Origin of the sequence: Candidatus Nitrospira nitrificans, from assembly GCF_001458775.1 — a bacterium.
GTDB classification, from domain to species: domain Bacteria; phylum Nitrospirota; class Nitrospiria; order Nitrospirales; family Nitrospiraceae; genus Nitrospira_D; species Nitrospira_D nitrificans.
The window spans coordinates 24,467-46,984 of record NZ_CZPZ01000012.1; the positions used below are offsets into that span (position 1 = coordinate 24,467).

A 22,518-nucleotide genomic window follows, 5' to 3' on the forward strand; every position below is an offset into this window, starting at 1 on the left:
TTTCGCCCTTTATCGCATGGACGAACGTCTATCGCGATGGACAGCATAAGGGACTGATATCTGAACGATCGAGCGGGAAGCTCCTTTGCGATTGTCCAAACTCATAGATTGCGTGAGCGCCGACAACGGCCACTGATACTGCGATGCGCAGCTCCCATCGTCGCTCTTCACGCACGAATGATCCGCTGAGCATCTACCAAGGATGATGGCACGGACGTTGCGGATGTGCGGTTTATAGACAGAGAGGACCGGCTCTGTAGGTGTTGGGTCGTGATTTGCCCTATCACCATCCAGCCCATCGTTTTCAGGTGAGCGGTTGTCCCGACCGCCACCACTCAGCGGTGAGGGGGGCACAGGTGAGAGTGCCTCCCTCACTTTCCATGCAGGTCGAGCCTGTAGGTGACACATAGGGATTGAGCGCAAGGCACCATTGCAAGAGGATGGAAAAACCATCGCTTGCACAGGGCTACGGATGGCGGTACGCACACGCCGTGAAGGCTGTCCGTTGAGAACGAGGAGGCGCATGCCGAGGGTCAGCCCAGCGGCCGACATAGAAAGCAATCTTGTCGAAGCTGTCGGGGGGATGGATCGATCTCTCCTCCACCAAGCCTATTGGGATCAAAACGAGTTCCTGTTGTTGGAACAGTTTATCCCGCCGTCGGTGATCGAGCCCTGCCTCTGCGAGATCGAACAGCTCAGCGGCGAAGTCCATCGCAATTATGTGCCGGGCCACAAACAGGGAGGAAGCGTCAGTTTTTACAGCATCCAGGAGAAGGCGCCGACGATACTTGCCTTGTATCGGTCGCTTGTGCTTCGCACGTTCTTCAGCCGACTGGTCGACGCTCCCCTCATGCTCTGTCCCGAAGACGATCCGCATGCCTGTGCCTTGTATTACTACACCAAGCCGGGCGATCACATCGGCTTTCACTATGACACGTCCTATTACAGGGGCGCCCGCTATACGGTCCTCATCGGATTAGTGGAGCAATCCGAGCACTGTCGCCTGGTGGCGCGGGTGCATAAGGGCAAGGCTCCCACCGAGATCAGCGAAACCCGCATTCCCATGGAGCCGGGCACGATGGTGGTGTTCAACGGGGACAAACTCTGGCACGCCGTCACCCCGCTTGGCGCTCGCGAACGGCGGGTGATCTTGACTCTGCAATACGTGACGGATCAGCGGATGGGGCCGCTGAAAATATTGTTCTCCAACATGAAGGATGCGTTCGCCTACTTTGGCCCCGCCGCACTGATGCACCGGCCCAAGGCGAAGCCGCCATCGATCAACGACCGCGCGATGATCCGGTCCGACATGGTGACCGATCATCCGACGCTGCAATTTCTCGCGGGAGCATGGAGTGCGTCTCACAATCGCGATTCCTGAAGCCCAGGTGGTTGAAGCTCCGACGTTGCTGCGGATGGTCCGGATGGCGCCGGCCTGCGATGTAGAAGCCGATGAACAGGGAGCGTCGTACGTCGCGCTCTTCGATGATTTCCCCGAATCGATCGACATCGTCATGCGACTGATCGAGGAGGCCTGGGATCTCCGCGATGTCCACATCACACTCGAAGGTAGGCCCGTCGCGAGCCGGATAAACTTCTATGCCGTCCTCCGCTGCTATCACGAGAGTCTCGGCGCGCCGGACGCAGACGCATATTGCCTTCAGCAGGCGGAAAAAGTTGGTACTGACGGAGGGTGTCCTGATCGATCCTGTGTGTCCCACTGTCAGTTTATGTGTTCACGTTGCGTGGGTGTCTCGCGCCATCTGGGCGCGAATCTCATTCCGATTCAGCTCTTGGAACTGGCGCGCCGGGCGGAAGTGGACTGGTGCCCGAACCTTCGCATCGCGAAGGTGGATGCGTGAGCTGTCACGCGCCGGTTAGGCGGACCACGATAAGGCGATAGGGCTCTTGCGCTCAAGGGCCGATTGGAAAGGCGCGGAATCGATTATTCACCAAGCTGATGCCTTGGGCCGGAAGGTGTCTATTAGCTGACCGCTCGAGGAGGGCAGCATTCCTCGATGCGTAACCAGGGAGGGGTATCATGCAGGTTCAGAAGAGCAGGAGGAACATCGGGTTGTGGTCTGTCGTGGTGTCGCTCGCCGCGGCGTTCGCCCTGAGTGGTACGGGGACGGTCTTGGCCGAAGATACGACGTCGACGGGGAATCGCGTGTTCTTTCGCGGGGGCTATGGCCAGATGCTGAGCGATCGCGCCGGCGAAGCGATTACCGACGTCCATACCAAGGGAAATACCGGGACCGGCGGCTATTACATCGGTGGTGGAGCGGAGCTCATGATCACCAAAGATCTCTGGGGCATGATGCCAGGAGTCGCGCTCGTGGGCGAGATCGGATTGGAGTTCAAGCGGTGGGCATCCAGCAGCGTCTTGAATGGGGAAGCCCTGGTCGGCAATACGGCTCCGGCCAAGGTGCAGATGACCATGTTGACGGCGAGCGTGGCGCCCAAGGTGAAGTTCCGGCAGGGGACTGATTTCCAACCCTGGATCATTCCGGCCGGGTTGGATTTCCACGTCATCAGCCCGACCTCAAGTCAGGTGAATTATTTGGACATCGGGGTTCAGTTCGGTGGGGGCGCTGAGTTTCGCTTGTGGAAAGAGTTGTGGCTGGGTCTCGACAGCCGCTTCCATCTGGCGTCCAATCAAACCAACACGGTGAATAATTTCTGGACCGCCGGCGTCTATGGGGCGATCGGCTTCTAACCGGCGTGATGGCGCCGGACGTGCCGCGCTGTATCTAACCGCGGAAGCCTATTCGCGGGAAGCGTATTTCGTGAAGCGTGCCGCGCGGGACGAAAGGAGAAGGTCTCTCCTCTTGTGCGCGCTTCGCGAGATACGAGCGACGAAGATCGGAACAGCGTATTCGATGGCAGCTGCTCATGAGGGTCAGACGAGGCGGCGGATACTGATGAACGAATAGGTAAGCGGTCGTCTCCAAAAGTTCTATAAGGAGTTTGAATGTCCATCCCTGAACAAGCCCCGGCGCCCACGGCACCCGCACGCCAGTATGTCAATTTTGTGTTTTATCAGGTTGCCCCGGCGTGGCGGCGGTTACCGGAGGATACGCGTGTTCAGGGCAAACAGGAGTTTCTGAAGGCCGTGGAGGACTACGCCGGCAAGGTCCTCGTAGTGCCCTATTCCACCATCGGCATCCGGGGGGACTGCGACTTTATGCTCTGGCGCATCAGCTATGACCTGGACCTCTTCCAAGACATGAGCGCCAAGATTCTGGCCTCCGGCCTCGGGCAGTATCTCTCTACCCCCTATTCTTACTTGGCGATGACCAAGCGGTCCGTCTATGTCGACCACCATTCACACGCGGGGCAGGAAGGGAAACGGCTGACGGTGGTGCCGGGAAAAAGCAAATATAACTTCGTGTATCCGTTTGTGAAGACGCGCGAATGGTTTCTGCTCACAAGGGCGGCGCGACAGGGCATGATGGATGAACATATCGAAGTGGGGCATCGATTTCCGTCGGTGAAACTGAACACGACGTATTCGTTTGGATTGGACGATCAGGAATGGGTGGTGGCATTTGAAAGTGATAAGCCGGAAGACTTTCTGGAGCTCGTGATGGCGCTACGCGAAACCGAGGGCTCACGCTACACCCTGCGCGATACGCCGATTTTCACCTGCATCCGCAAGAGTCTCAAGGAAACGCTCGATACGCTCGGCGGCTGAGGCCACAGAACTGAATGCTCGAAGGTTTCTGGTACATTGCCGGGGAAAGCGCCGCGATCAGGACCGGACGGCCCTTCGCATCGGTTCTCTGCAACCAGCCGTTGGCGCTGTTTCGGGATGGGCAGGGTCGTGTGCATGCGTTGGAAGATCGCTGTCCTCACAAGGGCGTGCCGCTCTCGTCGGCGCGGCAGGAAGGGGATTCGTTGCGATGCCCTTTTCACGGGTGGCGCTTCATCGCTTCCGGCGAGTGTATCGAAGTACCGGCCATCGGCAAGGTCCCACATCCGTCGTCGGCCTCGGCCTGCGTGAAGATCTTTCCGGCGGAGGAACAGGACGGGTGGGTCTGGGTCTATATGGGCAACGAGCAGTGCCCGAAACCTTCGTCGCCACCACCGTCGTTGCCGGTTCCGGCCGACGGCAGTCCGATGGTTTCCGTGCGCGAGTCCGCCGAGGCGAAAGTCCGGTGGGATTTCGCGGCGGATAGTCTTATGGATCCCGCCCATGTCCCGTTCGTGCATAACAAATATTTCCGACGGCGCGAGGCAGCCAAGAAAAAGGAAAAAGTGTTCACGCGGCTGCCGTTGGGGTTTCGCACGATCTCGCAGAATGTCGTGCTGCCGGACACATTTATCTTTCGCGCCTTGTCTCCGAAGCTGGGATCAGCCACGACCACGGTCGATTTCGTGCTGCCCGGCATCCATCTGGAACGGTGGGAGATCGGCAAACGGTTCGCGTCCGTCATGTTGGTTGCCACACCGCTCACTGATGAGCGAAGCCGGTTCGACATCTGCGTCGGGTGGAACTTTTTGCGCGGGCTCCCCGTGGGATGGCCGGTCCGCCGGACCTTGAGGACCATTCTGTGCCAGGACCGGGAAGTTCTGGAATTGCAGGAGCGTGGGTTCGGTCGGAAGGGAAGTATGCTGTTGAACTTGGAATCGGACACATTGGCCGTCTGGTATCGGCGGCTGAAGAAATACCGTTTGGATCAATTGGCCGGTGTGCCGGACCCACAACATCCGGTTCCTGAGAAGACCACCCTCAGCTGGACCACGTGATAGGTGCGGTCCGCTGCAATCACATATTGAAGAGCAAGCGCGCAGAGGATTCAGCCTTGGCTCGCACCCAATGTCTTTGATGTCTCGGACCGGCGGGAATTGACCAGTCCTTCCTAGGGTAATGCCGAGCAGACACACTCAAGCCGCCGTTTAAAAATAGTACATGAACCTGCGAGGTCTCATCGTACTGGTCGGAAGGCTTGTCTTCTTGGTGATACCGATCGTGATAATCGGTCCACTGCACAAGGCGGCAGCGCTCGATTTTTCCGCGGAGTGGATCGTGAAAAGGGGACCAAGTGTGGTCACGGCTCACGTGAACGCCAAGGATGATCGCTGGCGGGTGGAGTACACGCAACCTCAACAAGGCGCCAGCATCATGATCGTTCGAGCCGATAAGCAACACGCGTGGCTCATCTTATCGAAACGTCGGCAGTACCTTGAAATTCCGATCGTGAACAACCACCTGTTGGTGGTGACTGAAAAGATGAACGGAGAAGTCTCGCGCGAGTTCATAGGCGATGAGACATTGAACGGCCACCCCACGGAGTTGTTTGAAGTGACGGTCGTCGACCAAGGTGAACCGATGCAATTCTACCGGTGGGTGACCAAGGCCCAACGGTTTCCACTCAAGACCGTGAGCAAGGAGGGACAGTGGTCGGAAGAGTTTCGCAGACCGATCTTCACTGAGCAATCTCCGTTCCTGTTCGAACTTCCACTGTTGCTGAGTAATGCGAATCCAGAAAGCATACGGCACCAAACAGAATGACCTGAAGAGAGTGACCCCCCATGGACTGAGGGAATCCAGCCGGTGAGCCGGTTCCCCTGCTCGAATCTCTTGGACGAAAGTTGTCTTGAACCCCTTCTGATCCATTCCGTGCAAACTACGGCGGAGGCCCGACCACTGCCGAGCTTGATTTTTCGACTGAGCGGATCGTAAGAAAATAGAGAGTCTGTCGTCATGGCCCACGTCAACGCGCAAGGACGATTGCCGGCGGTTCGAGTATGTCCGGCCGGCGGCACCCAGCGAACTGACGATGTAGGAGGAAGAGCGGTGACACGATTAATTAGAAGAGGGCTCTATGTGGCGGTCTGCGTATATATGGTCCTGGCCTTGGGGTGGCAAACGGAGGGCTGGGCCTATGAGTCTGGAACGGTGACGGAGGGAGCCGTGGTGCGGGGGAAGGTCACGTTCACCGGCGTCGTGCCGGCCCCGAAGGAATTTGAGTTGCGCCGCTTCCCGGACCGCGAGTTTTGCGGGACCGTGTCGGATGGCAATGGGCATCGGCTCTTGCACGAAGTCACGGTCGGACCAGACGGTGGGCTCAAGGATGTGGTGATCGTCGTGGAAAACGTGCCGCACGGCAAGCCCTTTGCCTTCACCGATGCCGAAGTGGAAGCGAGTCTCTGCCAGTTCCTGCCCTTCGTCACGGTGGTCAGCGACAAGCGCCGCATTACGGTGTTTAATCGGGATCCGGTGTCGCACGACATTCAAGGCTATGCATATGACCAAGCCGGCGTCGATATCGTCCTCCATCGGCCCGCGCTGCACGTGAGCGGGACCACTGATGTCGTACAGCTGGTCAAAGGGCGGAAAGTGTTTACCATGCAGTGCGGCATGCACCCCTACATGCAGAACTGGGGCTATGCGATCGACAATCCCTATTATGCCGTGACCGATCTCAACGGCTCGTTTACGATCGGTGATCTCCCGGCCGGGACCTATCACATCAAGGCCTGGCATCCGATCCTCGGCAGCCAAGAGCGGGAGATGACAGTGCAGCCGAACGGGACGGCCACTCTCGATCTCGTCTTCAAAGCGCACTAGCCGCCAATGATGTCGATGAACCGCCTGTCTGTTCCGGGAATGATGATGGGGATTCTCTCCGCCGTCTTGATGGTCGGGATCGTCGCGGCTGAAGCAGGATCGCCGGACGTGATTCAAGAGCAAGGCCGGGCGATGGTTCGAGACGCGGAAGAGATGGTCATGCACGGAGGCATGGGCGACGGAAAAGCCATTCTTCATCATTGCGCGGAAGCGGCGAAACAAGCGCGCGCAATTCTGAAGGCCTTGCCGCCGACCGATGAGCAGGGCAAGGGGGCAGCGCCGCACTTGCAGGATGTCATCATGTACTGCAAGCGGGTCGCTGAGATGGGAGACCGGGTCGATCCCGGCGCCAGCTTGAATCCAGCCGCAAAGGCTCGCGCGGCGGCGCGAGAGGCGATGAAACAGCTCTTGGCGATGAAAGACAGCGGCGCGTGACAGACGTTGACCGTCTCTCGTGAAGCGCATCGGCCAGGGTTTCAGGTTTTTGCCTTCTGCACCACTTGAAACTTTGAACTCAGGATTGAGGGGACGAGCGACACTTTACGAAATACTCGTTATCGCGACTCCGGCTTCGGAACGAACGGGCTCACCGCATTCTGGTCTCTTCCAGGCTGGTAGGTTTCCAGAATTTTTTTGGTTACCGCCATGAGCCGCTCCTCTGCCGAGAGCGGGGCCTTCACACGGATGCCGCGTCCCTCGTTGCGACCAAGCGAAAAGATATGATGTTCGATCATCTCGCCCTGCGTATCGTCTTTGTACGTGAAGACGAGCTGCTTTCCCGGAAAGCCCGCAAGCGAGATCTCCCGATCAGGCCGCCAGCTGACGGCAATGTGTTTCTTGCCATAGAGGTCCGTAATGATGCGGCGGTGCGCCGAGGCGAATTCATCCAGGGTCTGCCGTCCATCCTGACTGCTCCCGCTGACGACATTCATATGGCCGGAGACGGCCACCAGGCTGTGTTCGATGGAAGGGTAGAGTGTAATCCCGTTTCCGTCCGGCATCGGATTGCCCAGGCGCCAGTCTCCCGGATACCTGACGGAGAAACCGTATCGGGCATTCGTATAGAGTTTCCATCCGCCCGCGTCACTGTCCGATCCCGCGGCAATGGATGCCGAGTCTCCCACCGCGAGCGTCATCAGAATCAGCAGCGGGCAGAAAGCTCTGCCATGTCTCCGGATGTTCATCTCCAGGCTCCGTTCGTTATGGTTTCGACCGCGCGCAGCGAAACCCGATCGTTGCCGCCCGCTGTTCCGGCGAGGCGCCGCTTCGTGTCGCGGTTCTCAGCATCACAGGCGAGCTTTTCCACGATCCACCCCGCACCACCTTGTAGCGGCCTTGACCAGAGCCCCGTGGATTGCGGTCCGGCATCGTCGCATAATAATCGATTCCGAACCAGTCTTCGACCCACTCCGCGGCATTGCCGGCCATGTGATGCAGGCCGTAGGGGCTTCCGCCTTCTTCGCCGCTCTCGACCGGAGCCACAATAGGGATCTCATGAACATGGTACTGCCCAAACATGGCCAACCCTTGAGCGGGAGGTCTGTGCCCCCAGGGAAAGAGGTTGCCCTTGTCTCCCCGCGCGGCCTTTTCCCACTCGGCTTCGGTCGGGAGGCGCTTGTCCTGTGCGCGACAAAAGTCCGAGGCCTCGGCCCAGACGACGTAGAGCGCCGGCCAACGGGCGAGGGTGTCCGGCGACAGGGCATGGACGGTCGTCATGTGGTCGAGTAGTTTGCGCAAATCACTGGAAAGGGGACGTTGCTGCCGCTGTAACCAAAGTAGGAATTCACCGAGGCTGACTTCATGGCGATCGATCTCAAACCGGTCAAGCCACACATGGCGCTGCGGCTGTTCGGTGTCATCGTAAGGAAACTCAAGGCTGAACGAAGTCTGGCGAGTCCTGGCGGTTCCCATGAAGAAGCGCCCTTCGGGGATGGTGATCATGCCCCCCCCATGAGCAAACGCGGCAATGCGGTCGTACAGCGATTCCTCTGTTGCCGTTCCGGCCGTCGGGCTTAGCGAGAATCCCAGAAATATCAGCAGAACCATGCCGAAGAGAGGCCGACGCTGGAGCATGGCTTTCTGTACCGGCAAGATCACGGAAGAGTCAAGGCTCTGGGTGGACGGTCAATCGTTCGGTGACGATTTTCTCCCCGCAGATCGATTATGATAGCGCGGTATGTATTCCACCCTGGTCGTCCTGCATATTCTTGCCGCGGTGAGTTGGGTCGGCGGCATGATCTTTCTCTCCGTGGTCTTGGCGCCTCTGGTCAGGGGACGGAAGGCGGCGCCGGAATTCATGGCGCTGTTTCGATCCGCCGCGCTACGATTTCGTCCCATGGTGTGGGTTGCCATCGCGGTATTGCTCGCCACCGGCCCGATGTTGTTGTCTCTGCGCGGCATCGAGATCACGAAGCCGGTTTCGTGGCCGGCGATTGTGACCGTAAAGTTGACGCTGGTCGCCCTGTTGTTGTTCCTGACTCTACTTCATGATCTTGTCTTCGGTCCTCGGGTCAGTCGGGTCAGCGCCATACCGGATTCCCGGCGAACGGCGGGAGAGCAGATAGTCTTCAAGACCGCGCGCTGGCTGCCGCGTCTTTCGCTGCTCATCGCGCTGGTCGTCCTGGTCGCGGCGGCGATGCTGGCACGGTCGTAACCGAAGCCTGCCCCCTTGCGCCCGATGGCTCCTAGGGATTCCCCTAGTTTTAATGTTCAGGCCTTTGCATAAGTTGCATCACCGCGAGTAAGCTGCGATTCTCTTCCTCACGATAATGCGTCGCGGGGGTCGATCGTTTTTTTACCACATCGGTCGGCTCTTTACCGGTGGAACCGGAGCAATGTAGGCGATCGACATCTGAGGCCGCATTGTGACCACTCACCATCCGCCAGCGGTGTCTCCGCATCCTGAAATACGCGCCGGGGTTTCGCCCTTGCGTCGGACCATCACGGAGTACGCCTTGGCGGTCGTGATGACGCTCCTGGCCTTGTTGACAAGATCGGCGCTCGATCCGGCGCTAGGGGACCACTTTCCGTATATCTCATTCTATATCGCAGTCGCCGTCACGGCGTGGTTTGGAGGATTGGGACCGTCCTTGACGGCGATGGCGCTGGGGGGACTGGCCTCACAGTGGTACCTCGTGCCGCCGCGCGAGTCGTTGGCGATTACGGAACCGATGCACCAGATCGGGTACCTGACCTATTTTGGGGTCTGTTTGGTCGTTGTGGGAATCGCCCAGGCGCGACGAACGGCTCAACTGCGGGCGGAAGCGGCGCTCGTGGACCTGCGCCATGAACTCTTCGAGCGCAAGCAAGCGGAGGCGAATCTGCGCGAGAGCGACGCGCGCTTCCGCGCCCTGGCCGACGCGGCGCCGGCGCTCATTTGGATCAACGGGCCTCAGGGGGCGGAATTCGTCAACCGTACCTATCTGGAGTTCTTGGGGGCGAATCCACCGGATATTCAAGCCTATGAATGGGCGCAATTCGTTCATCCGGACGACCGGAAGCGCTACCTTGACGGGTATCTGCAGGCCGTCGATCGGCGAGCGGTCTTCGACGCCGAATTTCGATTCCGCCGGCACGACGGCGAGTGGCGCTGGATGCGATCGGTCGCTCGACCGCGCATGAGCGAGCAAGGCGCGTTCCTCGGCTACGCAGGCGTGACCATCGATATCACCGAGCGCAAGCGGACGGAAGAGGCCCTAATCGCAAGCGAACGGCGCTTCTCGATGTTCATGCGGAACCTACCGGGCCTGGCCTGGCTGAAAGACGCGGAGGGTCGATATTGCTATGTGAATGAAGCGGCCCAGCGCGTGTTCGGCAGACCCGCGGAGGATCTGTACGGCAAGACCGACAAAGAACTGTTTTCGACCGAGGCGGCTGAACAGTTCATCAAGCATGACAAGGAAGCCTTGGCCGGCTCGAACGGCATCCAAACGGTGGAGATTTTGGAACATGCGGACGGGAGACACTTTTCGCTTGTCACGAAGTTTCCGATTCACACGGGTCTCGGAGGGATGCCGCTGGTCGGCGGCATCGGGATCGACATTACGGATCGCATTCGATTTGAACAGGAATTGAAAACCAGCCAGGAGCGGCTTCAGATCTTGACCGACAAGCTGGAGCAGCTGGTGGACGAACGGACACATGAACTGGTGCAGTCCCGCGACCAACTGCGCTGTTTGGCGACGGAGCTGAATCTTGCGGAACAACGGGAACGCAAGAGGCTGGCGACCGAATTGCACGACCACTTGCAACAGACGTTGGTGCTGGGAAGGTTGAAAATGGGGCAAGGTAAACGGTGTGCGGTCGAGATGCCGGCGATGGCCAAGATACTCGAGGAAACGGATGCCGTCTTCTGCGAGGCGCTGAAGTATACCCGCACTCTCGTGGCCGAACTCAGCCCGCCGGTGCTGCGCGATCATGGCCTGGCCGCCGGGTTGAAATGGCTGGCCGAGTACATGAAGAAACACGAGATGTCGGTCGCCGTGACCGTGCCGGATACGGACAACGTGCGGTTGCCGGACGATCAGGCGGTGTTGCTGTTTCAATCCGTCCGCGAACTGCTCATCAACTCTTCCAAACATGCCGGGACCGGAACGGCGACGGTCTTGATGGAGCAGGAACATGGGCGCATTCGAATCGTCGTCCGCGATGAGGGGAAGGGCTTCGATCTTGCCGGCGCGGCGGGAGGTCACAGCGGCACGAGCGCCCCGAAGTTCGGCCTCTTCAGCATCCGGGAGCGCATGCGGGCGCTGGGCGGCTCGTTCGAGATTCAATCGGCACCAGGGAAGGGCACCATGGCCGTGCTGAGCTTACCGTTGGCTGTCTCCCTCAAGAGAGGAGACAACATGTCGACACCTCCCTCGTGGCTTGTCTCTCGTATTTCGCACGCGAACGACGCTTCACGAGAGACGTTTCACGGTCATCGCATTCATGTCTTGTTGGTGGATGATCACGTCATGATCCGGCAGGGATTACGCGCGGTGCTCGACAACTATCCCGATATCGAGGTGGTGGGCGAAGCGGCCAACGGCGAAGAAGCCATACGCCTGGTGGACACATTGCGACCGGCGGCGGTGATCATGGACATCAATATGCCGACGATGGACGGCATTGAGGCGACGGAACAGATCACGCGCCGCTATCCGGAGACGATCGTCATTGGACTCTCGGTGAACGCCGCCGAAGAGAATGAAAAGGCGATGAAGCGGGCGGGGGCCGTCGGGCTCATGAAGAAGGAATCGGCGGTCGAGCAACTGTACAGCGCCATCGTGGAGGCGGTGAAGAAAGGGTAGGCGACAAGTATCTTCCACCCCCCCGATCTTGATTAACCAGCGGAGCGTCTGGCAAGATTTCAGCTCAGAACGAACCGGTCGGTCATTTCGATGAAACCTTCACCCAGACCCATACTGCGTAAGTCCCGCAGGCGCGCCATGGCGCGTTGCAGAGTTTGAACGGTGACCATGGGACGATGATTTACCTCGAACCGGGCTTCGAAGAAACGAATAAGCAATCGCCGACCGAACAGGATGCGCTCTCGGCGCGCGTGGAATCGGAGGCGAGACTCTTCGAGCCAGGCCAGGCGCTGCCTGATGAGTCGGGCTCGTTGAAGCCGCGCCCGGCGCTTGATCAAGAGACGGAACAGCCGGACGACGCGCTGCGCAAAAGCGAAAAACGCTTCCGCGACATGATTGACGCCCTGCCGGTGGCGATCTACACCACCGACGCCCAAGGTCGGCTCACACACTTTAATTCGGCAGCCGTGGAATTCTCCGGCCGCACACCCAAGCTCGGCACCGACGAGTGGTGCGTGAGTTGGAAACTCTATCACCCCGACGGCACCCCGATGCCGCACGACGAATGTCCGATGGCCGTCGCGCTGAAGGAGGGCCGCATTGTGCGCGGCGTGGAGGCGATTGCCGAGCGGCCCGACGGCACGCGCCTCTGGTTCACGCCTTATCCCACTCCGTTGCGTGATGCCGACGGGAGGATTGTCGGCGGCATCAACATGCTCATGGACATCACCGAGCGAAAGCGGGACGAAGATGTGAAAGCCAAACTCGCCGCGATCGTCGAATCGTCCGATGACGCCATTGTGAGCAAAAACCTCAATGGGATCATTACCAGTTGGAACCGAGGAGCCGAGCGCATCTTCGGCTACACGGCGCAAGAAGCGATCGGGCAGCCGGTGACCATGCTCATGCCTCCGGACCGGGTGAATGAAGAGCCGAGCATTTTAATGCGCATCCGTCGCGGCGAGAAGATCGATCACTACGAAACCATCCGTCGCCGCAAGGACGGCACATTGCTGGACGTTTCACTGACCGTTTCTCCTCTTATCGATACGCACGGACGGGTCATCGGCGCCTCGAAAATCGCGCGGGACATCACCGAGCGTATCCGGGCGGAAGAGACGTTGCGGGAGGCGCAACTGCGCTTGCAACGGTGGAATGTGGAGTTGGAGCAGGCGGTGAGCGTCAAGACCGTCGAACTGCTCCACTCTCAAGATCGGCTCCGTGCGTTGACCACGGAGTTGAACCTGACCGAGCAGCGAGAACGAGCGCGCTTGGCCACTGAGTTGCACGACCATCTGCAGCAAATGCTTGTTCTGGCGAAACTCAAGCTCGGCCAAGGCAAACGGAGGTCGGAAGAGATGGTGCCGGCGGTGGTCACGTTGATGCAGGAGACCGACGAGGTGTTGTCCGACGCCTTGAAATATACCCGTACGCTGGTGACCGAATTGAGCCCGTCCGTGTTGCGCGACCATGGGTTACCCGCCGGACTCAAGTGGCTGGGCGAGTACATGCAGAAGCACGATGTGACCGTGACGGTCACCGCGCCGGACGAAGCGCTGATGTTGCCGGAGGATCAAGGCGTTCTCTTGTTCCAGTCGGTGCGGGAATTGCTGATCAATTCGTCCAAACATGCGGGGACCGGAGCGGCGGCCGTGGCGATGGAACATCGCGACGGCATGCTGAGAATCGAGGTCCGCGATGAAGGCGCGGGCTTCGATCTTGCCGCTGTCGCTGTCGCTGTCGCCGCGGCTGCCGGCGAAACCTCCGGCGGAGGCGTGTCTTCCAAGTTCGGCCTCTTCAGCATCCGGGAGCGCATGCGGGCATTGGGCGGCTCATTCGAGATTCAATCGGCACCAGGGAAGGGCACCACGGCCGTGCTGAGCTTGCCGTCGGCCGCCTCCATCGAGAGAAGAGACAACATGTCGGCGCCTCCCTCGCCGCTTGTCTCTCGTATTTCACACGCGAACGACGCTTTACGAGAGACGTTTCACGGTCATCGCATTCGTGTCTTGTTGGTGGATGACCACGTCATGATCCGGCAGGGATTGCGCGCGGTGCTCGACAACTATCCCGATATCGAGGTGGTGGGCGAAGCGACCAACGGCGAGGAGGCGGTGCGGTTGGTGGACCAGTTACGCCCCTTAGTGGTGGTGATGGACATCAACATGCCGACGATGAACGGCATCGAAGCCACCGCCCGGATAAAAAGCCGGTTTCACAAGACCGTAGTGATCGGGCTCTCGGTCAATGCGGAAGCCGACAATCGCGACGCCATGACGCGCGTCGGCGCCGTCACGCTGCTGACCAAGGAAGCGGCCATGGAAACGCTCTATGACGCCATTCGCCGCGTCATCCCGAAAAAGGTTCGGCAACCGCAAAGCATTGACGCGTGATCCCGGAACTCTGACTTTTCTTCCTCCGAAGCTTGTCCGATAGGTCATAGGGCGCATGGATTTTCCTCCTAGCCTGGACCCCCTAGGAATACCCCTAGTTTTTATATTGGAACCTTTACCTATACTGCGAGGCGGCTGTAAGCTGCAAGCTCCGATTCGTTTCGGCTCCTGATTTTGGAAGACAGCGCCATGCGTGGGCACGAAAGAAGGAAGATGACCGCCTTGCCTCGCCATGCACTCGTCGGCGTAGAAGCGGCTCGACCTTCCTCGCGTTACACTCGGCATCCGAAACGTGAAACGGAAACAACATGACTCGTTTTGAACGAACCCCTACTCCGCTGGTCTATGCCGCCATCGCCCTGTCGACGGCGATCGTAGTCATCAGCGACCTGTTCACGACTCTGGGTATCACCGTCTGGGTGTTCTATCTGCTGCCGGTGACATTGACGTATTTGGGATGGCGGCCGGCGGTGCCGCTGATCGTGGCCGGGGCGGCGACCGTCTGTACTGTGGCAGGCTTTTTCTTGAGTCCACCGGGTATCGATCCGGTTTCGGCGGGCATCAACCGCAGCTTCGGCATCGCCACGCAATGGGCCCTGGCGGCTCTTGGATATCAGTTCATCCGAAACAAGCTCGCCGTGCGCAAACAGGAATGGATGCAATCGGTCCAAGCTCTCCTGAATGAGCGGATGGCGGGCGAGCTGCGGATGGACCAGCTCGGGTCACAGACCCTCCGCACGCTGGCGGAGAGCCTCGACGCGCCCGCAGGCGCGTTGTTCATCGAAGACGGCGGGTCGTTTCATCGAATGGCGATGTACGGCGTGCCGGAGGCTGCCCAGGTCCCGGACAGAATTTCAGCGGGGGACGGTTTGCTCGGGCAGGCGCTCCTCGATCGGCGGGTATTCGTCGTCTCGGATGTGCCGGAGGGCTATCTCAGCCTCGGCTCGGCGCTGGGGCGCGGGATTCCGCGTCATTTACTCATCGCTCCCTGCGCGGTGGAAGGCGCGGTGAAGGCCGTGCTGGAACTGGGCTGCTTGCACCCCGTGGGACAGGCGGAAAAAGAACTGCTGGAACGGGTGGCGGAATCGGTCGCCGTGGCGGTTCGCTCGGCGCAATACCGCGCGCGCTTGCAGGAATTGCTGGAAGAGACGCAGCGTCAGGCCGAAGAACTGCAGACGCAGAGCGAGGAATTGCGCGTGTCCAACGAAGAGCTGACGGAGCAAAGCCGGTCGCTCCAAGACTCGCAGGTTCGCTTGGAAGAACAGCAAACCGAGCTGGAACAGACCAATATGCAGTTGGAAGAACAGACCCAGATCTTGGAGATGCAGAAAGAGGACATGACCCGCGCCAAGGAGGAACTAGAAGCGCAGGCGAGGGAGCTGGAACAGGCCGGACGCTACAAATCGGAGTTTCTCGCCAACATGTCGCATGAGCTCCGCACACCGCTGAACGCATCGCTCATCCTGGCCCGGCAGCTGGGCGACAACGCAACGGGCACGCTCACGCCCGAACAGGTGAACTACGCCAGAACCATCGAAGCCGCCGGCCGGGATCTGCTCGCGCTCATCAACGAAGTGCTCGACCTGGCCAAGGTCGAAGCGGGTCGAATGGAGGTGAATCCCTCCGCCGTGCGCCTCTCGGCTCTCATCCAAAATTTGCGCGGCCAGTTCGAGCCCATGGCCCGAGAGAAGGGTTTGGAGCTGCGGATGCAGCTTGCCGCGGAGACTCCGGAGGTGATTGAAACGGATCAGCAGCGGCTGGAGCAGGTGCTCAAGAATCTCCTGTCGAACGCGATCAAGTTCACCGAGCGGGGCGAGGTTTCGTTGGAGATCGCCCGCGCCGACGACGGCCGGATCGCGTTCGCGGTCCGCGACACCGGCATCGGCATCGCGGAGGATCAGCGCCAGGTGATCTTCGAGCCGTTCCGCCAAGCCGACGGCACGACCAATCGGAAATACGGAGGCACCGGCTTGGGGTTGTCCATCGCGCAGGAATTCACGCGTCTCTTGGGCGGAGAGATTCGGCTCGAGAGCGAACCGGCAAGCGGCAGCGCCTTCACGGTCGTTCTGCCGGAACGGTACGATCCCGCGCAAGTGGTCGGGGCCGAGAAAGGCGTGGGACGCGCATCACACACGGACACCTTGTTCGCGACGGAAGCGAGCCGGAAACAGCATCGGGCAGGCACAGGGATGCTTTCCGACTCCGGATCGCACATAGCTCCCGCCCCCGTCACACCCGCCGTACCCGACGATCGAGAACAATTGTCCGGCGACCGGCGCACCGTGTTGATCGTCGAGGACGATGATACCTTCGCCCGCATCCTCTCCGACCTCGCGCATGAGCAAGGATTCCAAGCCCTGATCGCGACCACCGCCGCCGAGGCGCTGATCCTCGCGCCGCAGTTCCTGCCGAACGCCATTCTCTTGGATATCGGGCTGCCGGATACGTCGGGACTGTCGGTGCTCGATCGGTTGAAAATCGACGCCCGGACGCGACACATCCCTGTCCATATCGTCTCGTTGCACGATTACACGCAGACGGCGCTGTCGCTCGGCGCCGTCGGTTATATGCTGAAACCGGTCAAGCGGGAACAGTTGGTCGAGGCCTTTCGCGGCTTGGAAGACCGCCTGACTCGACGGTTGCGGCGCGTGCTGATCGTGGAGGACGACCCCGCGCAGCGGGAAGCGCTCGGCTTGTTGCTGGCCTCCCAGGACGTGGAAACCGTCGGCGTCGGGAGCGTCGCCGATTGTCTCGACCAGCTGCAGACGACGACGTTCGATTGCATGGTGCTCGACTTGAGCCTGCCGGATGCGAGCGGCTTCTCTCTCCTGGAGACACTCAGCCGCGAGGACCGCTATGCCTTTCCGCCGGTGATCGTCTACACCGGGCGCGACCTCTCGCCCGACGAGGAGCAGCGACTGCGGCGCTATGCCAAGTCCATCATCATCAAGGGAGCCAAGTCGCCCGAACGATTGCTCGACGAAGTCACGTTATTCCTTCACCAAGTCGTGACCCACTTGCCGCCCGAACAACAGGCGATGCTCATGCGGTCCCGTCGCGGCGATGCGGCGCTGGAGGGGGCCCGCATCCTGGTCGTGGAGGACGATGTGCGGAATGTCTTCGCGCTCATGAGCGTGCTGGAGCCCCGCGGCGCCAAAATAGAGGTGGCCCGCAACGGGCGCGAGGCGCTGGCGGCGCTGGAGGGGTCCGTGCAGCCGGACGGCGCGCCGATCGATCTGGTGTTGATGGACATCATGATGCCCGAGATGGACGGGTTGACCGCCATGCGGGAGATTCGCCGGCGTCAAGAATGGAAGCAACTCCCCATCATCGCGCTGACGGCCAAGGCGATGAAGGCCGACCATTTGCAGGCATTGACCGCGGGCGCCAACGATTACATGGCCAAACCGCTGGATGTGGATAAATTGCTGTCCCTCGTGCGCATCTGGTTGCCGAAAATGTGAGACGGAGCGTACCCTCTTATCGCCGAGGCGACGCGGTTAGCCGGAGGATGTGGTTCGAGAGGTCACGACCGCGATGGTGGGCAATGAAGCAGCGGAACCGTCGAAGCAACTCAGCCAATGGAAACTCCTTTGATAGGAGAATGCCGGAATGCGAGCGTCCTTGCATCTGCCATTCCACAGCCGGTCCGTGAAAGTCTCCGCAGTTGAAGGTGAACAGGACTCGTTCTTCTCTGGCCGCGTCATGCCCCTTCAACCGGCTGCGGGAGGCAGAGACTCATGCTCGTTCTGCCGGGCGATTTCGGTATCGATCTCTGCGCGGTGATCATAGTAATAGGACAAGGCGTCGTAAATCGCCGCTAATCCGACGTGCGGGTAATAGGTAAGCAGCTCGTCCGGCGAGAGATCGTAGTGCAGGACGTAAGTGGCAATTGTCCGGACCGTGATGCGTGTGCCGGTGATGTGGGGGCTGCCTCCGCAGACGGCTCGATCGGACTCGACTATGGATGCGAGACGTTCGGCATACCGCTCACTGTACCTGAGGCCGGCAGAAGGGGCAAGAGAAGTGGGGAGTGAGTCAGGAGCCTAGGATGAAGCCAGGCAACGTTCCATCGGTCTCGACCCTGCCCGAGAAGACCGACGATTTGGAGGCGCAATTGCTGCTTGAGGCGCTGTACCAGGCCTATGAGTATGACTTTCGCGGCTATGCCAAGCCGTCGATCACCCGACGTCTTGCTCAAGCCCGCTCTCACCTCGGCTGTCGGAGCTATTCCGAACTGCAAGACAAGCTGCTCCACGATCCGGCGGTGTTGCCGCGGTTGCTCGGGTTCCTGACCGTGCAGGTCAGCGAGATGTTCCGCGACCCCGGCTACTTTCGCGCCTTGCGACAAGAGGTGGTGCCGCACTTGAAGACCTATCCCTCGCTCAAGGTGTGGGTGGCCGGCTGCGGCGCGGGCGAAGAACTCTATTCGCTGGCCATCCTGTTTCGCGAGGAAGGGTTGGAGGATCGCACCATATTCTATGCCACCGATGTCGATGCCGACGCCCTCCGAAAAGCCGAGGCCGGCGTCTACGGCGTCGATCGCCTCGCGTTGTTCACGACGAATCACCGGCGTTCCGGCGCGAAGGGTTCGCTTTCCGAGTACTATCATGCCGACTCGCGGGCCGCGGTGTTCGACAAGACGCTGCGGAAGCGGACGGTCTTCGCCAACCATAGCCTGGTCTCCGACGCCGTCTTCGCCGAGGTGCATCTGATCTCCTGTCGCAATGTGCTCATCTATTTCGGCCGGCCGCTTCAACACCGCGCCGTCGGCCTCTTCAGGGACGCGCTCGCGCGGAGAGGATTTTTGGGACTGGGCGATAAAGAGAGCCTACGTTTCATCGGACAGCATGAGGTCTTTGAGCCGTTCGTGGCGAAGGAACGCATTTATCGGAAACGAGGCGAGCTATGATGAACCAGGACGCGATCGAGGAATCGGCGATTTCCGTCATGGAGCATCCCAGGCTTCTGCTGGTGGACGATCACGAGCCGAATCTCATGGCCTTGCGCGAAGTCTTGCGCCGCGACGATGTCGACCTCCTGTGCGCCCAGTCGGGTGTCGAGGCGCTGGAACTGTTGCTCGACCACGACGTGGCGCTGGCCATCATCGACGTGCAGATGCCCGACATGGACGGGTTCGAGTTGGCCGAGTTGATGCGCGGCGCCGGACGCGCGAAGCATGTGCCCATCATCTTTGTCACGGCCGGCTCCCGCGATGCCGAACGCCGGTTTCGCGGCTATGAGGCGGGGGCGGTCGATTTCTTGTACAAGCCGCTCGAACCGGACGTGCTCAAGAGCAAGGTGAACGTGTTCCTGGCGCTCGATCGCCAGCGTCGCGACCTCGCGCGGTTGCTGGAGCAACGGACGGAGGCCGAGCGTCGAGCCAGAGAGAGCGAAGCGCGGCTCCAGTATGCGTTGAAGGCGACCAACGATGTCGTGTGGGATTGGGACGCCGTGCGGGACAGTCAGGTGTGGAGCCAAGCCGGCGCCGATCTCTTCGGTTGGACCGAGATCGTCGACTCGCCGCAGAATGCGGCCTGGTGGGTGGACCGGATCCATCCGGAAGACCGCGAGCGGGTGGCCCAGGGTTTTCACGCCGTGCTCGAGCATGCCACGCTCTTTCACTGGGAGGACGAATATCGGTTCCGGCGAAAAGACGGCGGCTATGCGCACGTGTTCGATCGCGGATATGTCATCCGCGATGCGCGGGGCAAGGCGGTCCGCATGATCGGCGCGATGCAAGACATCACGGCGCGGAAGGAAGCGGAAGCGTGGGTCAAGAAGAGCGAGCAGCATTTCCGAAAGGTCACCGAGTCCCTGCCGCAACTTGTCTGGACCTGCCGGCCCGACGGCTCCTGCGATTATCTGAGCCCCCAGTGGATCACCTACACCGGTATTCCGGAAGCGCCGCAATTGGGCTATGACTGGTTGGAGCAACTGCACCCGGATGATCGAGAGCGGGTCATGACGGCCTGGCAGGCGGTCGCCGGACGCGGCGAGGACTTCCGAATCGAGTTCCGCATCCGCCGGCATGACGGCGTCTATCGTTGGTTCCATACGCAGGCGGTCGCGTTGCGCGACCAAAACGGCGCGATCGCGAAATGGTTCGGCACGAACACGGATATCCAGGCCATCAAAGAGGCCGAAGCGACGTTGCGCGAGAGCGAAGAACGCTTCCGCGCGTTGGCCGACAATATCGCTCAATTGGCCTGGATGATGGATGAGACCGGCCGGGTCTATTGGTACAACCAACGGTGGTACGCCTATACCGGCACGACGTTCGAGGAGGTGCAAGGATGGGGCTGGCAACAGGTCCATCATCCGGATCATGTCGAGCGGGTCGTTGCGAGCAAGCGCCGATCGCTCGACAGCGGCGAACCCTGGGAAGAGACCTTTCCCTTGCGAGGCAAGGACGGCGCGTACCGCTGGTTCCTGACCAGAGCCGTGCCGATTCGTGACGAGCAGGGCCGCCTGATCCGCTGGTTCGGCACGAACACGGATGTCACTGAACAACGCCGAACCGAACAGGCCTTGCAAGACCAGCAGCAGCGCCTGCGCTATCACGTCACCAATGCAGGCCTGGCGGTCATCGAATGGGACTCGCAGTGGGCCGTGACCCGCTGGGAGGGCGAGGCTGAGCGGATCTTTGGATGGACCCAGGAAGAAGTGCTCGGCAAGCTGCTGCATGATTTGAACATCGTCTTCAACGACGATATTCCCCACGTGCAGGGGGTGATGGCGCAATTGTGCGACGGTGTCACGCACACATTGGTGTCTCACAATCGCAATTACACGAAGAGCGGCCGGGTCATCCATTGCGCCTGGCACAACTCCGTGTTGCTGGACGACAGCGGCCGCCCGTCGTCGGTGCTGTCGCTGGTTCAGGACGAGACGGCGAAGATCGAAGCCGAAGCGGCGCTTCAGTCTCTGGCCGATCGTCTGGAGAAGACGATCGAGGATCGGACGCGCGAACTGTCTCATTCTCAAGCGCAGCTTCGCGCGCTGGCGACGGACCTCAATCTTTCCGAGCAGCGGGAACGAGCGCGGCTGGCGACGGAGCTGCATGATCATCTGCAACAGACACTCGTGCTGGGCAAGCTCACGATCGGCCAGGGGAAACGAGCGGCGGCCGGCGCGCCGGCCTATGAACAGGTCCTCAAAAAAGTGGACGATCTCTTCTCGGAGGCGCTGACCTATACCCGCACCCTCGTCTCCGACCTGAGCCCTCCCGTCCTGCGGGATCATGGGCTGGCGGCGGCGCTCCAATGGCTCGTCGACTACATGCGAAAACATGAACTGACGGTCACCGTCACCGTGCCGGAGGATCGTGAGATCACGCTGCCGGATGATCAAGTGATGTTGCTCTTCCAATCCGTGCGCGAGTTGCTCATCAACTCGGCTAAATATGCGGGCACGGGACAGGCGACGGTGGCGCTGGACAGGCGCGACGGGAGCTTGACCATCACCGTGCGGGATGATGGAGCTGGCTTTGATCTTGCTGCTGCTGCTGCTGCTGCTGCTGCTGCTGCTGAAATTCCTAGCGGCGGGCTCTCGTCCAAGTTCGGCCTCCTCAGCATTCGGGAGCGCATGCGGGCGCTCGGCGGGACATTCGCCATGGACTCGGCACCAGGGAAGGGCACCACGGCCGTGCTGAGCTTACCGTTGGTTGTCTCCATCGAGAGAGGAAACAACATGTCGGCGCGTCCCTCATCGTTTGTCTCTCGTGTTTCGCACGCGAACGACGCTTCCCGATATACGCTTCCTGGTCATCGCATTCGCGTCTTGTTGGTCGACGATCATGTCATGGTGCGGCAGGGCCTCCGGGTCGTGCTGGATGCGTACGCCGACGTGGAATTGATCGGGGAAGCCGGGACCGGGGAAGAGGCGATCCAACTGGTTGACCGCCTGCGGCCGGCGGTGGTGGTGATGGACATCAACATGCCGAAGATGGACGGCATTGAGGCGACGGAACAGATCAAGCGCCGCTATCCGGAGACCATCGTCATTGGAATTTCGGTGAACGCCGCAAAGGAGAATGAAGAGTCGATGATACGGGCCGGGGCCGTCCGGCTCATGACCAAGGAAGCGGCGGTGGAACAACTCTATGATGAGATTCAGAAGGCGGTGAAGAGCGGATAGTACGGTGGGCTTGCGCCTTGTCCGCATAGTGGTCGCCAGCGAAGACGGAGGACGAATTCGACAATAACCGTCTTATGTCGTGAGACCAAGACGATCTTCAATGACTAAAACGCGCTGTTCG

Annotated in this window: 17 protein-coding genes; 14 read left to right on the forward strand and 3 right to left on the reverse strand. The window is 60.3% G+C overall.

Annotated features, from left to right (window positions below; genetic code table 11):
- The first annotated feature begins 523 nt into the window (after nt 1-523).
- The 8 genes from COMA2_RS08220 (at nt 524) to COMA2_RS08255 (ending at nt 7,009) form a co-directional block, all read left to right on the forward strand.
- On the forward strand, nt 524-1,381 hold the full coding sequence (locus COMA2_RS08220) for a HalD/BesD family halogenase (protein ID WP_090896402.1): 858 nt from the start codon (nt 524-526) through the stop codon (nt 1,379-1,381).
- Complete coding sequence (locus COMA2_RS08225; RefSeq protein ID WP_090896405.1) at nt 1,356-1,862, forward strand: hypothetical protein; 507 nt, start codon at nt 1,356-1,358, stop codon at nt 1,860-1,862. The genes COMA2_RS08220 and COMA2_RS08225 overlap by 26 nt, the downstream gene beginning before the upstream one ends.
- Nucleotides 1,863-2,041: 179 nt before the next feature.
- Nucleotides 2,042-2,716, forward strand: coding sequence for a hypothetical protein (locus COMA2_RS08230; protein ID WP_090896407.1), 675 nt, complete (start codon nt 2,042-2,044; stop codon nt 2,714-2,716).
- Nucleotides 2,717-2,971: 255 nt separating this feature from the next.
- Entirely contained in the window at nt 2,972-3,694 is a 723-nt protein-coding gene (locus COMA2_RS08235) for a chlorite dismutase family protein (protein WP_090896410.1), read from the forward strand.
- 14 nt (nt 3,695-3,708) lie between these two features.
- Nucleotides 3,709-4,749, forward strand: coding sequence for an aromatic ring-hydroxylating oxygenase subunit alpha (locus COMA2_RS08240; RefSeq protein ID WP_090896411.1), 1,041 nt, complete (start codon nt 3,709-3,711; stop codon nt 4,747-4,749).
- 163 nt (nt 4,750-4,912) lie between these two features.
- Nucleotides 4,913-5,515 (forward strand): hypothetical protein, encoded by a 603-nt coding sequence (locus COMA2_RS08245; RefSeq protein WP_090896414.1) that lies wholly within the window; start codon nt 4,913-4,915, stop codon nt 5,513-5,515.
- Nucleotides 5,516-5,800: 285 nt separating this feature from the next.
- Nucleotides 5,801-6,574, forward strand: coding sequence for a carboxypeptidase regulatory-like domain-containing protein (locus COMA2_RS08250; protein ID WP_139077197.1), 774 nt, complete (start codon nt 5,801-5,803; stop codon nt 6,572-6,574).
- A 15-nt stretch (nt 6,575-6,589) separates the two neighbouring features.
- Nucleotides 6,590-7,009 (forward strand): hypothetical protein, encoded by a 420-nt coding sequence (locus COMA2_RS08255; RefSeq protein WP_090896421.1) that lies wholly within the window; start codon nt 6,590-6,592, stop codon nt 7,007-7,009.
- Between the two features lie 119 nt (nt 7,010-7,128).
- Here the strand turns inward: COMA2_RS08255 and COMA2_RS08260 are convergent, their stop codons facing one another.
- Nucleotides 7,129-7,758, reverse strand: coding sequence for a hypothetical protein (locus COMA2_RS08260; RefSeq protein ID WP_090896424.1), 630 nt, complete (start codon nt 7,756-7,758; stop codon nt 7,129-7,131).
- 16 nt (nt 7,759-7,774) lie between these two features.
- The gene (locus COMA2_RS08265; protein ID WP_090896428.1) at nt 7,775-8,671 is read right to left on the reverse strand and encodes a formylglycine-generating enzyme family protein; all 897 of its coding nucleotides are present in this window, start codon (nt 8,669-8,671) and stop codon (nt 7,775-7,777) included.
- Nucleotides 8,672-8,750: 79 nt separating this feature from the next.
- On the opposite strand from COMA2_RS08265, the gene COMA2_RS08270 reads away from it, so the two are divergent.
- The 4 genes from COMA2_RS08270 to COMA2_RS08285 all read left to right on the forward strand — a co-directional run bounded on the left by COMA2_RS08270 (nt 8,751) and on the right by COMA2_RS08285 (nt 17,722).
- Nucleotides 8,751-9,227 (forward strand): CopD family protein, encoded by a 477-nt coding sequence (locus COMA2_RS08270; RefSeq protein WP_090896431.1) that lies wholly within the window; start codon nt 8,751-8,753, stop codon nt 9,225-9,227.
- A gap of 211 nt (nt 9,228-9,438) precedes the next feature.
- Nucleotides 9,439-11,865: a PAS domain S-box protein gene (locus COMA2_RS08275; RefSeq protein WP_090896432.1), complete on the forward strand. Its 2,427-nt coding sequence runs from the start codon at nt 9,439-9,441 to the stop codon at nt 11,863-11,865.
- A gap of 176 nt (nt 11,866-12,041) precedes the next feature.
- Nucleotides 12,042-14,258 (forward strand): PAS domain S-box protein, encoded by a 2,217-nt coding sequence (locus tag COMA2_RS08280; protein WP_090896435.1) that lies wholly within the window; start codon nt 12,042-12,044, stop codon nt 14,256-14,258.
- Nucleotides 14,259-14,566: 308 nt separating this feature from the next.
- Nucleotides 14,567-17,722, forward strand: a complete 3,156-nt coding sequence (locus COMA2_RS08285; RefSeq protein WP_090896437.1) for a response regulator — start codon at nt 14,567-14,569, stop codon at nt 17,720-17,722.
- Between the two features lie 249 nt (nt 17,723-17,971).
- Here COMA2_RS08285 and COMA2_RS21070 read toward each other — a convergent pair whose 3' ends face one another.
- Nucleotides 17,972-18,223, reverse strand: coding sequence for a DUF433 domain-containing protein (locus tag COMA2_RS21070; RefSeq protein ID WP_090896442.1), 252 nt, complete (start codon nt 18,221-18,223; stop codon nt 17,972-17,974).
- A gap of 86 nt (nt 18,224-18,309) precedes the next feature.
- On the opposite strand from COMA2_RS21070, the gene COMA2_RS08300 reads away from it, so the two are divergent.
- Together COMA2_RS08300 and COMA2_RS08305 are read left to right on the forward strand one after the other, a co-directional pair.
- On the forward strand, nt 18,310-19,170 hold the full coding sequence (locus COMA2_RS08300; RefSeq protein ID WP_217490671.1) for a CheR family methyltransferase: 861 nt from the start codon (nt 18,310-18,312) through the stop codon (nt 19,168-19,170).
- Complete coding sequence (locus COMA2_RS08305) at nt 19,167-22,397, forward strand: PAS domain S-box protein (RefSeq protein WP_090896445.1); 3,231 nt, start codon at nt 19,167-19,169, stop codon at nt 22,395-22,397. Before COMA2_RS08300 ends, COMA2_RS08305 begins: the two co-directional genes overlap by 4 nt.
- The last annotated feature ends 121 nt before the right edge of the window (nt 22,398-22,518 follow it).

Excerpts from the sequence above, each read along its gene's own strand:
- COMA2_RS08270 (WP_090896431.1), top strand. The coding sequence starts at position 8,751 with ATGTATTCCACCCTGGTCGTCCTGCATATTCTTGCCGCGGTGAGTTGG.
- COMA2_RS08245 (WP_090896414.1), top strand. The coding sequence starts at position 4,913 with ATGAACCTGCGAGGTCTCATCGTACTGGTCGGAAGGCTTGTCTTCTTG.
- COMA2_RS08220 (WP_090896402.1), top strand. The coding sequence starts at position 524 with ATGCCGAGGGTCAGCCCAGCGGCCGACATAGAAAGCAATCTTGTCGAA.
- COMA2_RS08240 (WP_090896411.1), top strand. The coding sequence starts at position 3,709 with ATGCTCGAAGGTTTCTGGTACATTGCCGGGGAAAGCGCCGCGATCAGG.
- COMA2_RS08260 (WP_090896424.1), bottom strand. The coding sequence starts at position 7,758 with ATGAACATCCGGAGACATGGCAGAGCTTTCTGCCCGCTGCTGATTCTG.
- COMA2_RS08235 (WP_090896410.1), top strand. The coding sequence starts at position 2,972 with ATGTCCATCCCTGAACAAGCCCCGGCGCCCACGGCACCCGCACGCCAG.
- COMA2_RS08255 (WP_090896421.1), top strand. The coding sequence starts at position 6,590 with ATGAACCGCCTGTCTGTTCCGGGAATGATGATGGGGATTCTCTCCGCC.
- COMA2_RS08300 (WP_217490671.1), top strand. The coding sequence starts at position 18,310 with ATGAAGCCAGGCAACGTTCCATCGGTCTCGACCCTGCCCGAGAAGACC.
- COMA2_RS08285 (WP_090896437.1), top strand. The coding sequence starts at position 14,567 with ATGACTCGTTTTGAACGAACCCCTACTCCGCTGGTCTATGCCGCCATC.
- COMA2_RS08280 (WP_090896435.1), top strand. The coding sequence starts at position 12,042 with ATGATTTACCTCGAACCGGGCTTCGAAGAAACGAATAAGCAATCGCCG.
- COMA2_RS08305 (WP_090896445.1), top strand. The coding sequence starts at position 19,167 with ATGATGAACCAGGACGCGATCGAGGAATCGGCGATTTCCGTCATGGAG.
- COMA2_RS08230 (WP_090896407.1), top strand. The coding sequence starts at position 2,042 with ATGCAGGTTCAGAAGAGCAGGAGGAACATCGGGTTGTGGTCTGTCGTG.